This window comes from Paracoccus sp. SY (genome assembly GCF_002901215.1).
GTDB classification, from domain to species: Bacteria; Pseudomonadota; Alphaproteobacteria; order Rhodobacterales; family Rhodobacteraceae; genus Paracoccus; species Paracoccus acridae.
The window spans coordinates 15784-29181 of sequence record NZ_NWMQ01000002.1 but is presented as its reverse complement, the minus strand read 5'-3'; the positions used below and the strand labels follow the sequence as shown (position 1 = coordinate 29181).

Genomic DNA, 13398 nt, shown 5'->3' with positions numbered 1-13398 from the left:
TTCCCATTCTTCCATTGCGTCAAGGACGCGAGACACAATGACCGACCAACCCAAGAACGCCGATTTCCACGACTCGTCCTTCCTGCAAGGGCACAACGCGGCCTATATCGAGCAGCTTTACGGCCAATGGGCGCAGAACCCGGGCGCCTTCGACGCGGCCTGGGACGCATTCTTCCGCAGCCTGGGCGATGCCGGAGAGGATGCCGCCCGCGAGGCGGAGGGCGCAAGCTGGAAGCGCGCCGACTGGCCGCCCATGCCGTCGGACGAGACCACCGCCGCGCTGACCGGCGAATGGCCGATGGCCTCCAAATCCGAAGCCGCCGCCGCGATGAAGAAGATCGCCGCCAAGGCCGAGGAAAAGGGCGTCAGCCTGACCGAGGACAAGATGCGTCAGGCCGTGCTGGATTCGATCCGCGCGCTGATGCTGATCCGCGCCTTCCGCATCCGGGGCCACCTGCACGCGAACCTGGACCCGCTGGGCCTGCGCGACGTGCCCGACCACGGGGAACTGAACCCCGAAACCTATGGCTTCGGTCCCGGCGACATGGACCGGCCGATCTTCATCGACAACGTGCTGGGCCTGGAGATCGCCTCGATCCGCCAGATCACCGAATTGATGCAGCGGACCTATTGCGGCACCTTCGCGATCCAGTTCATGCATATTTCCAACCCCGAGGAAGCCGCCTGGCTGAAGGAACGGATCGAGGGTTACGGCAAGGAAATCCAGTTCACCCGCGAAGGCCGCCGCGCCATCCTGAACAAGCTGGTCGAGGCCGAGGGCTTCGAGAAGTTCCTGCATGTGAAATACATGGGCACCAAGCGCTTCGGCCTTGACGGCGGCGAGGCGCTGATCCCCGCGATGGAACAGATCATCAAGCGCGGCGGCGCGCTTGGCGTGAAGGAAATCGTCATCGGCATGCCCCACCGGGGCCGTCTGTCGGTCCTGGCCAACGTGATGTCCAAGCCCTATCGGGCCATCTTCCACGAATTCCAGGGCGGCAGCTTCAAGCCCGAGGACGTGGACGGTTCGGGCGACGTGAAATACCACCTGGGCGCATCCAGCGACCGCGAATTCGACGGCAACACCGTCCACCTGTCGCTGACCGCCAACCCCTCGCACCTGGAGGCCGTGAACCCGGTCGTGCTGGGCAAGGCGCGCGCCAAGGGCGACCAGCTGGGCGACCAGCATGACCGCAGCGCGGTCCTGCCGATCCTGCTGCATGGCGACGCGGCCTTCGCGGGCCAAGGCGTTGTGGCCGAATGCCTTCAGCTTTCGGGCATCAAGGGCCATCGCACCGGCGGCTGCCTGCACATCGTGGTGAACAACCAGATCGGCTTCACCACCGCGCCGCATTTCAGCCGCACCTCGCCCTATCCGACCGACATCGCCCTGATGGTCGAGGCGCCGATCTTCCACGTCAATGGCGACGACCCCGAGGCCGTGGTCCATGCCGCCAAGGTCGCGACCGAGTTCCGCCAGAAGTTCCAGAAGGACGTGGTGCTGGACATCTTCTGCTATCGCCGCTTCGGGCACAACGAAGGCGACGAGCCGATGTTCACCAACCCGGCGATGTACACCCAGATCAAGGGTCACAAGACCACGCTGCAGCTGTACACCGAACGCCTGGTCGCCGACGGCCTGATCCCCGAGGGCGAGATCGAGGACATGAAGGCCGCGTTCCAGAACCACCTCAACGAGGAGTTCGAGATCGGCAAGAACTACAAGCCGAACAAGGCCGACTGGCTGGACGGCAAGTGGTCGGGCCTTGATCGCGAGGGGGCCGAATACGTCTCGGGCGAAACGGGGATCGAGCCGTCGACGATGGCCCAGATCGGCCGCGCGCTGACCACCGTTCCCGAAGGCCACAACCTGCACAAGACCGTGGGCCGCCTTCTGGAATCCAAGCGCCAGATGTTCGAGACGGGCGAAGGCTTCGACTGGGCCACGGGCGAGGCCCTGGCCTTCGGATCGCTTCTGCTGGAAGGCAAGGGCGTGCGGCTGGCAGGACAGGACAGCACGCGCGGCACCTTCAGCCAGCGTCATTCGGCCTTCATCGACCAGAAGACCGAGGATCGTTACTATCCGCTGAACCACATCGCGGAAGGCCAGGCGAATTACGAAGTCATCGATTCGATGCTGTCGGAATACGCCGTGCTGGGCTTCGAATACGGCTATTCGCTGGCCGAACCGAACGCCCTGGTGATGTGGGAAGCTCAGTTCGGCGATTTCGCCAACGGCGCACAGATCATGTTCGACCAGTTCATCTCCTCGGGCGAGAAGAAATGGCTGCGCATGTCGGGCTTGGTGATGCTGCTGCCCCACGGTTTTGAGGGTCAGGGGCCGGAACACAGTTCCGCCCGCCTGGAACGCTTCCTGCAGATGTGCGCCGAGGACAACTGGATCGTCGCCAACTGCACGACGCCGGCCAACTATTTCCACATCCTGCGCCGCCAGATGCACCGCCGCTTCCGCAAGCCGCTGGTGCTGATGACGCCGAAATCGCTGCTGCGCCATCCCAAGGCCACCAGCCGGGCCGAGGATTTCCAGACCGGATCGACCTTCCACCGCGTGCTGTGGGACGACGCGCAGCAGGGCAGTTCGGACATCACGCTGGTCCCGGATCACCGCATCCGCCGCGTCGTGATCTGTTCGGGCAAGGTTTATTACGACCTGCTGAAGGCGCGGGACGAGGCCGGGATCGACGACATCTATCTGCTGCGGCTGGAACAGTTCTATCCCTTCCCCGCGCAGTCGATGGTCAAGGAACTGGCCCGCTTCAAGGACGCTGAGGTCATCTGGTGCCAGGAGGAACCCAAGAACCAGGGCGGGTGGAGCTTTGTCGAGCCCTACCTGGAATGGTCGCTGGACCGGCTGGGGGCGCGCCACAACCGCGCCCGCTATGTCGGGCGCAACGCCGCCGCATCGGTCGCCACGGGTCTTGGATCGCGCCACAAGGCCGAACAGGAAGCTTTGGTGAACGAGGCGCTGTCGCTTGAAGGATGACCTGATGCCCACCGAAGTCCGCGTGCCCGCCCTGGGCGAATCCGTCACCGAGGCGACCGTCGCCACCTGGTTCAAGAAGCCGGGTGACGCGGTGGCGGTGGACGAGATGCTGTGCGAGCTGGAAACCGACAAGGTGACGGTCGAGGTTCCCAGCCCCGCGGCGGGCATCCTTGCCGAAATCGTGGTGGCGGAAGGCGAAACCGTCGGACCCGACGCGCTGCTGGCCCAGATCGGCGAGGCTGGCAGCGTCACCCCAAACACACAACAGCAGGCCGAGACGGCCCAGAAGACCCCGGAAGGACAGAAACAGATGAGCGGCAAATCCGTGGATGTGATGGTGCCCGCGCTTGGCGAAAGCGTGACCGAGGCGACCGTGGCCACCTGGTTCAAGAAACCCGGCGACACCGTCGCCGTGGACGAGATGCTGTGCGAGCTGGAAACCGACAAGGTGTCGGTCGAGGTTCCCAGCCCCGCCGCGGGCGTCCTGGCCGACATCCTGGCCGAGGAAGGCGCGACCGTCGATGCCAAGGCGCGCCTGGCGATCATCACCGAAGGCGCCGCCGGCAGCGCGGGCGCCTCGGCCCCGCAGTCTTCTTCCGAGAGCAAGGGCGACAACAAGGGCGCCTATGGCAATGCCGAGGCCCCCGTGGGTTCCGCCTCGGGCGGCGAGGATGGGGTGACCGCAGGCCAGGTCGGATCCCCCGGCGCCGGCCCCGAGCAGACCCAGCCCCGCACCGATGTCGAGGATGCGCCCTCGGCCCGGAAGGCCATGGCCGAAAAGGGCGTCAGCCGCGATCAGGTGACCGGCTCGGGCCGCGACGGCCGCGTGATGAAGGAAGACGTCGCCAAGGCAGCCGCCGCGCCGAAGCCCGCCGCCGTCCCGGCAGCCCCCCGCCCGGCCGAGGACGCCGCGCGCGAGGAACGCGTCAAGATGACCCGCCTGCGCCAGACCATCGCGCGGCGCCTGAAGGACGCGCAGAACACCGCCGCGATGCTGACGACCTATAACGAGGCCGACATGTCCGGCATCATGGGTCTGCGCAACGAATACAAGGACGCCTTCGAGAAGAAGCACAAGGTCAAGCTGGGCTTCATGTCCTTCTTCGTGAAGGCCTGCTGCCACGCCCTGAAGGAAGTCCCCGAGGTCAACGCCGAGATCGACGGCACCGACGTGGTTTACAAGAACTATGTCAACATGGGCGTGGCCGTGGGCACCCCCTCGGGCCTGGTGGTTCCGGTGGTGCGCGACGCCGACCAGAAGGGCTTCGCCGCTATCGAGAAGGAAATCGCCGAACTGGGCGCCAAGGGCCGGGACGGCAAGCTGACCATGCAGGAAATGCAGGGCGGCACCTTCACCATCTCGAACGGGGGGGTTTATGGCTCGCTGATGTCCTCGCCGATCCTGAACCCCCCGCAGTCGGGGATCCTGGGGATGCACAAGATCCAGGACCGTCCGGTCGTCGTCGGCGGGCAGATCGTGATCCGGCCGATGATGTATCTGGCGCTGTCCTATGACCACCGGATCGTGGACGGCAAAGGCGCCGTGACCTTCCTGGTCCGCGTCAAGGAGGCGCTGGAGGATCCCCGCCGCCTGCTGATGGATCTGTAAAGACCCGGCACCGCCGATCCCAGCGGCGGTGCCTTTCCCTTGAAAGGACAGGCCATGCAACTGATCGCCCATTACACCGTCGCCGATTATGCCGCCTTTCGCACGGCCTTCGACGCCGATGCCGAGGATCGCGGCCATGCCGGCCTGTCGCTGCTGCAATTGTGGCACGAAGATGACCGCAATGCCTGGGCGCTGTTCCAGGTGACCGACCCCAAGGCCGCGCGGGCCTATCTGTCCGGCGGCGCGGCCCCCTTCAACGCGCAGGCGGGCGTGACCGGCACCGATTTCCACTTCGTGAAGACCGCCTGACCATGATGACGCCGGAACTGACCGTCCTGGCGCTTGCGGGCCTGCTGCAGGGCCTGCAATTCGCGGCTTTCTCGGTCGCGGCGAACATGCAGGTCGGGCCGCGCGTGGCGATGGGGCCGCGCGATCATGCCCCGGCGCTGACCGGGACGGCGGGGCGCCTGCAGCGGGCGCTGAACAACCATTTCGAAGGGCTGATCCTGTTCACCCTGGCCGTTGTCGTGGTGACGCTGGGCGGGCAGGCCAGCGGCGCGACGACGGCCTGCGCATGGATTTATCTTGCGGCGCGAATCCTCTATGTGCCGGCCTATGTCTTTGGCTGGGTGCCCTGGCGCTCGGTCATCTGGGCCGTGGGATTCGCGGCGACGATGCTGATGATACTGGCCGCGCTGTTCTAGGCACGCCCTGGACACTGGCCCCTGAGGGACAATGAAGGAGAAGTTGATGTCCACCTATGACCTGATCGTGATCGGGGCGGGACCGGGCGGCTATGTCTGCGCGATCCGGGCAGCCCAGCTGGGCCTCAAGGTCGCCTGCGTCGAGGGGCGCGAGACGCTGGGCGGCACCTGCCTGAACGTGGGCTGCATCCCGTCCAAGGCCCTGCTGCACGCCAGCCACATGCTGCACGAGACGCACGAGAATTTCGCCAAGATGGGCCTGATGGCCGGCCACGTCGAAATCGATTGGCAGAAGATGCAGGGCTACAAGTCCGAAACCGTCGCCGGCAACACCAAGGGCATCGAGTTCCTGTTCAAGAAGAACAAGATCGACTGGCTGAAAGGCTGGGCCGTGATCGAGACGCCGGGCAAGGTCAGGGTCGGCGAGACCACTCATGAGGCGAAGAACATCGTGATCGCCACCGGCTCGGTCCCCTCGGCGCTGAAGGGCGTGACGGTGGACAACGATGCGGGCATCGTGGTGGATTCGACCGGCGCGCTTGCGCTGCCGAAGATCCCGGAATCCATGGTGGTGATCGGCGCTGGCGTGATCGGGCTGGAACTGGGTTCGGTCTATGCGCGCCTCGGCGCGCAGGTGACGGTGATCGAATACCTGGACGCCATCACCCCCGGCATGGACGGCGAGGTGCAGAAGCAGTTCCAGCGCATCCTGACCAAGCAGGGCCTCAAGTTCATCCTGGGCGCCGCCGTGTCCGAGGTCGAGGTCGAGGATGGCCGGGCCGAGGTCGAATACGAGCTGCGCAAGGACGGCAGCAAGCACGAGATCAAGGCCGATGTGGTCCTGGTCGCCACCGGCCGCCGCCCCTATGCCGACGGCCTGGGCTTGGATGCCTTGGGCGTGCAGATGACCGATCGCGGCTATATCAAGGTGGACGGCCACTGGGCGACCTCGGTTCCCGGCATCTATGCCATCGGCGACGCGGTGCCTGGCCCGATGCTGGCCCACAAGGCCGAGGACGAGGGCATGGCCGTGGCCGAGGTGATCGCGGGCAAGCATGGGCACGTCAACTATGGCCTGATCCCCGGCGTGATCTATACCATGCCCGAAGTCGCCAGCGTCGGCCTGACCGAGGAAGCCGCCAAGGAAGGCGGCCGCAAGATCAAGGTCGGCAAGTTCCCCTTCATGGGCAATGCGCGGGCAAAGGCGGTCATGCAGGCCGAGGGCTTCGTCAAGATGATCGCCGATGCGGAAACCGACCGCATCCTCGGCTGCCACATCATCGGCCCCAACGCGGGCGAGATGATCCACGAGGTCTGCGTGGCGATGGAATTCGGCGCCGCTGCGCAGGATCTGGCGCTGACCTGCCACGCGCATCCGACCACCTCGGAAGCGGTGCGGGAAGCGGCGCTTGCCTGCGGGGACGGCGCCATCCATGTCTGATCTGGCAAGGGGGGCGCTGCCCCCCTCGACGCTGGCGCGTCTCACCCCCCGGGATATTTCCGCACAGAAGATGGGAAGGCGCGGCCTGATCCTGGCGACGCTTGCGCTTGCCGCCTGTGGCGGCGGGGGCCAGAAGATGCCGGACGGCCTGGGCCGCAACGGGCTTTACCCGAACGAGACGCCGCAGCTGCGCGCCCGCATCAACTATTGGTCGCGCCATTACGAGGTGCCTTCCGCGATGGTGCAGCGCATCATCCTGCGGGAATCGCAGCATCGCCCCGGCGCGCGCAACGGTTCCTATTACGGGCTGATGCAGCTGAACCCGCAGACCGCCCGCACCATGGGCCATCGCGGATCGCCCGAGGCGCTGCTGGATGCGGACACGAACCTGCGCTATGGGGTCAAATACCTGCGCGGCGCCTGGATGGTGGCCGACGGCAATCCCGACAAGACGGTGATGTGGTATTCGCGCGGCTATTATTACGAGGCCAAGCGCAAGGGGCTGCTGAAAAAGACCGGCCTGCGCGGCTAGGGTTTTCTTCTGTGCCAAATATCCTCGGGGGTGAATTGCGCCCGAGGCGCAAGAGGGGGCGCGAGCGCCCCCTTTTTCGTCAGCCGTTCCGCGCGTCCTTCAGGGCGGCGACGCCGGGCAGTTCCTTTCCTTCCATCCATTCCAGAAAGGCGCCCCCGGCGGTCGAGATGAAGGTGAAATCCCCGCTGACGCCCGCCTTGTTCAGCGCCGCGACCGTATCCCCGCCCCCCGCGACCGAGGTCATCGTGCCATTGCGCGTCAGTTGCGCCGCGGCCTGGGCCGCCGCATTGGTCGCGCGGTCGAAGGGCTCGATCTCGAAGGCGCCAAGGGGGCCGTTCCAGATCAGCGTCTTGCAATGGCCCATCGCCTCGCGCAGCGCGTCCACAGTGGCGGGGCCCGCGTCGAGGATCATCGCGTCGGGCGGGCATTGATCGACCGGCAGCACCTGCGATTCCGCGCCCGCCTTGAACTCGCGCGCCACCACGATGTCCAGCGGCAGATGGATCACGCAGCCGCCCTGGTCGGCCTTTTCCAGGATCTGGCGCGCCGTGTCGGCCATGTCGCGTTCGGCCAGGGACTTGCCCACCTCGACGCCCTTGGCGACCAGGAAGGTGTTGGCCATGCCGCCGCCGATCACCAGGTGATCGACCTTGTCCACCAGGTTCATCAGCAGGTCCAGCTTGGTCGAGACCTTGGCCCCGCCCACGACCGCCATCACCGGCCGTTGCGGATTGCCAAGCGCCGCATCCAGCGCCTTGAGTTCCGCCTCCATCAGCCGGCCCGCCCCGGCGGGCAGCAGTCGCGCCAGCCCTTCGGTCGAGCCATGCGCGCGATGCGCGGCCGAGAAGGCGTCGTTGATATAGACCTTGCCAAGCGCCGCGATGGATGCGGCGAAGGTGGCGTCGTTCTTTTCCTCGCCTTCATGGAAGCGGGTGTTTTCCAGAAGCGCAACATCGCCCGGCTTCAGCCCCGCCACCACCCGCTTGGCGGGCCCGCCGATGCAGTCGTCGGCAAAGATGACCGACTGCCCAAGCGCGGCTTCCAGCGCCGGGACGATCTGCTTCAGGCTCATGGCATCCACGCGCTTGCCCTTGGGGCGGTCGAAATGGGCCAGCAGCACCGGGATGCCGCCCTTGGCCTGGATGTCCTTGACCGTGGGCACGATCTTCTCGATCCGCGTGGCGTCGGTCACGCGGCCGTCCTCGACCGGCACGTTCACGTCCACGCGGGTCAGGACGACCTTGCCGTCCATGTCCAGATCATCGATCGTCTTGAAATCGGCCATCGTCCGTCCTCGCAGCATTGGGATTGCCGGGCTTGTCCCGCATGGGGCTGCCCGCGTCAACTCTCGCGTAAGTATGATCAACGCGTGAGGGGGTTTGCGCGTTGCGATCGGGGCGGCAAAGCCCTAGACCAAGGACCGAACGTGGCAAAGGAGGGCCGCATGGCCGAGATCAAGGATCCCGAAAACACCATCATCATCGAGCTGAAGGACGGCCGCGTCGTTGTCGAGCTTCTGCCCGATGTCGCCCCGAAACATGCCGAACGCATGAAGGAACTGGCCCGCGCCGGGAAATACGACAACGTGGCCTTCCACCGCGTGATCGAGGGTTTCATGGCCCAGACCGGCGACGTCCAGCACGCCAACATGGAAAACAACTACAACCCCGGTCGTTCGGGCACGGGCGGGTCGGACCTGCCGGACCTGCCGGCGGAATTTTCCAAGCTGCCGCATGATCGTGGCACGCTGGGTGCCGCGCGGTCGCAGAACCCCAACAGCGCCAACAGCCAGTTCTTCATCAACTTCAAGGACAACCATTTCCTGAACGGCCAGTACACCGTCTATGGCCGCGTGATCGAGGGAATGGAGCATGTGGACAAGATCGCGCGCGGAGAGCCGCCTGCGAACCCCGACCGCATGATCTCGGTCAAGGTGGCTGCCGATGCGTAAGCTGCTGATCCCCGCATTCGTCCTGGCCGCAACGGCGGCCCATGCCCAGGCCCCCGCGCATGAGGACGGCCCCGGCCCGAACATGGTGATCGAAGTGGCTGCCGCCGACGGCACGTCCAAGGGCACCATCACGCTGGACCTGCTGGCCGACAAGGCGCCGAACCATGTCGCCCGCCTGGTCGAACTGGCCAAGGCCGGCGCCTATGACGGCGTGGTCTTCCACCGCGTGATCGACGGCTTCATGGCACAGACGGGCGATGTGGAACATGGCAAGCAGGGCGGCGCCAGCGTCGCCATGGCCGGCACCGGCGGATCGGACCTGCCGGATCTGGAAGCCGAGTTCAACGACGTGTCGTTCCAGGCGGGCACCGTGGGCATGGCCCGCGCGCAGGATCCGAACAGCGCCAACAGCCAGTTCTTCATCGACCTGGCGCCCGCGACCTTCCTTGACGGGCAATATACCGTCGTTGGCCAGTTGATCGACGGCTGGGACGTGCTGACCGGCATCAAGAAAGGCGACGCGAACGCGAATGGCGCGGTCGAGGAACCCGACTACATGGCGAAAGTCACCATCGTCGAATAAGATCAAGGGGGCCGATGGCCCCCTTTTTCGCGCTTGCGGCATTGGCCGCCGCGCGCCTATCTTTCGCGCGACATGGAACCGCGCAACCTTCCAGACGTAACTGAAATCACCCCCTCGGCCGGGGTGGAACGCGCGTGCCACGGCTGGCGGGCGAAGTGCCTGCAACGGCTGATCCGGATGCGCCTGCCGGTGCCGCGCAGCTTTGCGATCCCCGCGGAATCGGTGCAGTCCATCGCGACGGGCAGGCGGATCGACCTGGGGGATCTGGCGGACCTTTTCAGCGACGGCGACGGGTTGGTCAGCGTGCGCCCCTCGGCCCTGATGCCGGAATGGGGCGGGCCGGGCACGATCCTGAACGTCGGCATCAACGACAGGACGCACAAGCGGCTGGCCCATCGGATCGGCCGCGCCAATGCCGACACCCTGTATCGCCGCTTTGTCCAAAGCTATGCCATCCATATCGCGCGCCTGGACCCCGACATGTTCGCCCAGGACGGCGAAGGCGCCCTGGCCGAGGCGCTTCGCAGCTATCGCGACGAAACGGACGAGGATTTTCCCCAGGATCCCGCCATCCAACTGGCCGAGGTCCTGCGGTCCATGGCCCGCGCCTGGGACGGCCCGACCGCGCGGCTGCTGCGCCAGGCCAAGGGCGCGCCCCCGGACGCGCCGCTGGGGCTGGTGGTTCAGCAGATGGCGCTTGGCCTGGGGCCGGGGCTGTGCGGATCGGGCAGCATCCAGTTCGTCGATTCCGCAACCGGCGCGCCCCGCGTCACCGGCCGCTTCAAGCGCCAGCACCATGGGGGCGCGGATGGGGCGGGGGCCGAAACCCAGTTCCTGGTCCGCGACGACCGTGGTCCGTCGCTGGAAGACACCGCGCCCGAGGTTTTCGCCGACCTGATCCGCTTCGGCGTCGCCGCGCGCGAGCGCCTGCGCGAGGAAATGCAGATCGAGTTCGTGGTGGCCGACAGCCAGATCTCGATCATCGACGCCACGCGGGTTCAGCGGACATCCCGCGCCGGGGTCTGCATCGCCGTGGCCTTGGCCCGCGACGGCATCATCCCGGAATCCGAGGCCGTGATGCGCGTCGAACCCCGCGCGCTTGCCGATCTGCTGCACCGACAGGTCGATCCCCACGCCCCGCGAGAGGTGATCGCGCGCGGCATCAACGCCAGCCCTGGCGCCGCCACCGGCCGGATCGTCTTCACCGCCGCCGCCGCCCAGGCCGCCGCCGCGCGGGACGAGGCTTGCATCCTGGTCCGCCGTGAAACCGTCCCTGAAGACGTGCGCGGGATGCACGCATCCGTGGGCGTCCTGACCGAACGGGGCGGCACCACCAGCCACGCGGCCGTGATCGCGCGGGGCATGGGTCTGCCCTGCATCGTGGGTGCCAATGGCATCAGCATCGACGCGCGCCAGCGGACCCTTCGCGCGGGCGGCATCACCCTGCACGAAGGGGACGAGATCACCATCGACGGATCCAGCGGAGAGGTGTTGACGGGACGTGTCCCCCTGCTGGAACCGGCGCTCGACGACAATTTCTCGCAACTGCTGGTCTGGGCGGATGCGGCGGGGGGCATCGCGGTGCGCGCCAATTGCGACACGCCGGAAGACGCCCGCACCGCCCGGCGCTTCAACGCGCAGGGCATCGGGCTGTGCCGGACCGAACACATGTTCTTCGACGCCGAGCGCCTGCCCGCCATGCGCGAGATGATCTTTGCCGACACCCCCCAGGATCGCCGCCTGGCCCTGGACCGCATCCTGCCCATGCAGCGCCAGGACTTCACCGCCCTGTTCGAGATCATGGCAGGCCTGCCGGTCACCATCCGCCTGTTCGACCCGCCGCTGCACGAATTCCTGCCCCATGACCGCGAGGGGTTGCGCGAACTGGCCGATACCATGGACCTGCCCTTGTCCGACGTGACCCGCCGGGTCGAGGCGCTGTCGGAATTCAACCCGATGCTGGGGATGCGCGGGGTCCGGCTGGGCATCACCGTTCCCGAAATCTATGACATGCAGGCCCGTGCCATCTTCGAGGCCACCATTGAAGCCAGCCGCAAGGGCGACCCGGTCGTCCCCGAGATCATGATCCCCCTGGTCAGCGCCATGCGAGAGGTCGAGCTGGTCAAGAACCGCATCGACGCGGTGGCCGCCGCCGTCAGGAACGACCGCCGCATCGACTTCACCTATCGCCTGGGGGTGATGGTGGAAACGCCGCGCGCCTGCCTGCGCGCGGGCGACATCGCCGCTCATTCGGCCTTCCTGTCCTTCGGCACGAACGACCTGACGCAGATGACCTATGGCCTGTCGCGCGACGATGCGGGGCGCTTCATGGGCACCTATGTCGGCCAGCGCGTCTATGAGGAAGATCCCTTCCACTGCCTTGACCAGGACGGCGTCGGGGAATTGCTGCTGACCGGGGCGCAGAGGGCACGCCAGCAGCATCCCGGGATCACCATCTCGGTCTGCGGGGAACATGGCGGCAATCCCGAATCCATCGGGTTCTGCCATGATGCGGGATTCGACTATGTGTCCTGTTCGCCGTTCCGCGTTCCCGTAGCCCGGCTGGCGGCGGCGCAATCGGCCTTGCGCGCCCGGCTTCTGCGCGGCGACGGCTGACTGATTCGCCGGTCGATCACGCAAAATCTTGCGTCTCGACAGCCTCTTGCTGCACCCGCAAAGGTTGTCATCGTGCCGAAACCTGCCGGTTGACGCTTTGCAGGTCGGCGAGATGCTGCCGGAAACGTCCCTTTTTCCCCTGAAACGGAACCTCACGGGGAAGTTCGGTGGATGCGCCGATCGCTAAAACCGTAATCATTCCGGCGAACGCGGTGGTGTCCATCTGCTCTGGGCCAGCCGTGATCTTAACGACCTGTCCATCCGACACGGTTATAGGGATAGATATGAAAACGCTGCTTCAGCGGTTGGTGCCGTCATGCCTGTGCGCCGCCGCCCTTACCTTCACGGCGACATACGCCATTGCAGGCAACGGATCGCTGTTTTCGTCCGATGCCGGGCTGTTCGGTTCCGCGACACAGTCAGCGCGTCCGACGCCGCTTCTACATACGGGTGACGAACCTGTGAAGGCTGAATCTGCCGTCCAGCGTGAAAATCAGCGTGCAAGATTGCTGCCGGCCAGCGCCGAACGGTCGGCGAGGGGCAGGTTCGACGAACGCGACCTGAACTGCCTGGCCGAGGCGATCTATCACGAGGCGCGCGGCGAAAGCACCCGCGGCCAGGCCGCCGTGGCCGAGGTGATCCTGAACCGCGTCGACAGCCGGCAGTTCCCCTCGTCGGTCTGCGGGGTGGTGAACCAGCCCAGCCAGTTCAGCTATACCATCGGCGGGCGCAAGCCGATCAAGAACAAGAGCGCCTATCTGCGTGCCCGCGACATCGCCCGCAACGCCCTGGCCGGGGCACCGCGCGCCTTGACGAACGGGGCCACCTATTTCCACACGCCCGCCGTAAGCCCGTCCTGGTCGCGCCGGTTCCAGCGCACCGTGCAGATCGGGCAGCACATCTTCTATCGCCCCGGCGGCCAGCGCGTCGCCTCGAATTAAGGCCGGACTTGCCTGCG

General features: G+C 66.2%; 12 protein-coding genes. 10 read left to right on the top strand and 2 right to left on the bottom strand.

From position 1 onward, the window contains the following. The first annotated feature begins 37 nt into the window (after positions 1-37). From CK944_RS01925 to CK944_RS01900, 6 genes are all read left to right on the top strand, one after another. Positions 38-3004 (top strand): 2-oxoglutarate dehydrogenase E1 component, encoded by a 2967-nt coding sequence (locus tag CK944_RS01925; RefSeq protein WP_103171354.1) that lies wholly within the window; start codon positions 38-40, stop codon positions 3002-3004. A 4-nt stretch (positions 3005-3008) separates the two neighbouring features. Next, complete coding sequence (gene odhB / locus CK944_RS01920) at positions 3009-4613, top strand: 2-oxoglutarate dehydrogenase complex dihydrolipoyllysine-residue succinyltransferase (protein ID WP_103171353.1); 1605 nt, start codon at positions 3009-3011, stop codon at positions 4611-4613. Positions 4614-4667: 54 nt separating this feature from the next. Continuing rightward, positions 4668-4922, top strand: a complete 255-nt coding sequence (locus tag CK944_RS01915; RefSeq protein ID WP_103171352.1) for a hypothetical protein — start codon at positions 4668-4670, stop codon at positions 4920-4922. A gap of 5 nt (positions 4923-4927) precedes the next feature. Then, positions 4928-5317 carry an MAPEG family protein gene (locus CK944_RS01910; RefSeq protein ID WP_103171681.1) on the top strand — a complete coding sequence of 130 codons (390 nt, stop codon included), beginning with the start codon at positions 4928-4930 and terminating at the stop codon, positions 5315-5317. 46 nt (positions 5318-5363) lie between these two features. Beyond that, positions 5364-6758 (top strand): dihydrolipoyl dehydrogenase, encoded by a 1395-nt coding sequence (lpdA, locus tag CK944_RS01905; protein ID WP_103171351.1) that lies wholly within the window; start codon positions 5364-5366, stop codon positions 6756-6758. Between the two features lie 70 nt (positions 6759-6828). Next, complete coding sequence (locus CK944_RS01900; protein WP_103171350.1) at positions 6829-7290, top strand: lytic transglycosylase domain-containing protein; 462 nt, start codon at positions 6829-6831, stop codon at positions 7288-7290. A 79-nt stretch (positions 7291-7369) separates the two neighbouring features. Here CK944_RS01900 and pgk read toward each other — a convergent pair whose 3' ends face one another. Next, on the bottom strand, positions 7370-8575 hold the full coding sequence (gene pgk, locus CK944_RS01895; RefSeq protein WP_103171349.1) for a phosphoglycerate kinase: 1206 nt from the start codon (positions 8573-8575) through the stop codon (positions 7370-7372). A gap of 159 nt (positions 8576-8734) precedes the next feature. Between pgk and CK944_RS01890 the strand changes: the two genes are divergently transcribed. The 3 genes from CK944_RS01890 (at position 8735) to CK944_RS01880 (ending at position 12440) form a co-directional block, all read left to right on the top strand. Continuing rightward, positions 8735-9241 (top strand): peptidylprolyl isomerase, encoded by a 507-nt coding sequence (locus tag CK944_RS01890; protein WP_103171348.1) that lies wholly within the window; start codon positions 8735-8737, stop codon positions 9239-9241. After that, a complete protein-coding gene (locus CK944_RS01885) occupies positions 9234-9824 on the top strand; it encodes a peptidylprolyl isomerase (RefSeq protein ID WP_103171347.1) in 591 nt (196 codons plus the stop codon). Before CK944_RS01890 ends, CK944_RS01885 begins: the two co-directional genes overlap by 8 nt. A gap of 72 nt (positions 9825-9896) precedes the next feature. Continuing rightward, the gene (locus tag CK944_RS01880; RefSeq protein WP_103171680.1) at positions 9897-12440 is read left to right on the top strand and encodes a putative PEP-binding protein; all 2544 of its coding nucleotides are present in this window, start codon (positions 9897-9899) and stop codon (positions 12438-12440) included. A 67-nt stretch (positions 12441-12507) separates the two neighbouring features. Here the strand turns inward: CK944_RS01880 and CK944_RS23110 are convergent, their stop codons facing one another. Continuing rightward, positions 12508-12663, bottom strand: coding sequence for a hypothetical protein (locus tag CK944_RS23110; protein WP_158247936.1), 156 nt, complete (start codon positions 12661-12663; stop codon positions 12508-12510). 61 nt (positions 12664-12724) lie between these two features. On the opposite strand from CK944_RS23110, the gene CK944_RS01875 reads away from it, so the two are divergent. Beyond that, positions 12725-13381 (top strand): cell wall hydrolase, encoded by a 657-nt coding sequence (locus tag CK944_RS01875; RefSeq protein WP_103171346.1) that lies wholly within the window; start codon positions 12725-12727, stop codon positions 13379-13381. The last annotated feature ends 17 nt before the right edge of the window (positions 13382-13398 follow it).

What these genes read in the sequence shown, in the direction of transcription:
- CK944_RS01925 (WP_103171354.1), top strand. Translation starts at nt 38, where the DNA reads ATGACCGACCAACCCAAGAACGCCGATTTCCACGACTCGTCCTTCCTG.
- odhB (WP_103171353.1), top strand. Translation starts at nt 3,009, where the DNA reads ATGCCCACCGAAGTCCGCGTGCCCGCCCTGGGCGAATCCGTCACCGAG.
- CK944_RS01915 (WP_103171352.1), top strand. Translation starts at nt 4,668, where the DNA reads ATGCAACTGATCGCCCATTACACCGTCGCCGATTATGCCGCCTTTCGC.
- CK944_RS01910 (WP_103171681.1), top strand. Translation starts at nt 4,928, where the DNA reads ATGACGCCGGAACTGACCGTCCTGGCGCTTGCGGGCCTGCTGCAGGGC.
- lpdA (WP_103171351.1), top strand. Translation starts at nt 5,364, where the DNA reads ATGTCCACCTATGACCTGATCGTGATCGGGGCGGGACCGGGCGGCTAT.
- CK944_RS01900 (WP_103171350.1), top strand. Translation starts at nt 6,829, where the DNA reads ATGGGAAGGCGCGGCCTGATCCTGGCGACGCTTGCGCTTGCCGCCTGT.
- pgk (WP_103171349.1), bottom strand. Translation starts at nt 8,575, where the DNA reads ATGGCCGATTTCAAGACGATCGATGATCTGGACATGGACGGCAAGGTC.
- CK944_RS01890 (WP_103171348.1), top strand. Translation starts at nt 8,735, where the DNA reads ATGGCCGAGATCAAGGATCCCGAAAACACCATCATCATCGAGCTGAAG.
- CK944_RS01885 (WP_103171347.1), top strand. Translation starts at nt 9,234, where the DNA reads ATGCGTAAGCTGCTGATCCCCGCATTCGTCCTGGCCGCAACGGCGGCC.
- CK944_RS01880 (WP_103171680.1), top strand. Translation starts at nt 9,897, where the DNA reads ATGGAACCGCGCAACCTTCCAGACGTAACTGAAATCACCCCCTCGGCC.
- CK944_RS23110 (WP_158247936.1), bottom strand. Translation starts at nt 12,663, where the DNA reads ATGGACACCACCGCGTTCGCCGGAATGATTACGGTTTTAGCGATCGGC.
- CK944_RS01875 (WP_103171346.1), top strand. Translation starts at nt 12,725, where the DNA reads ATGAAAACGCTGCTTCAGCGGTTGGTGCCGTCATGCCTGTGCGCCGCC.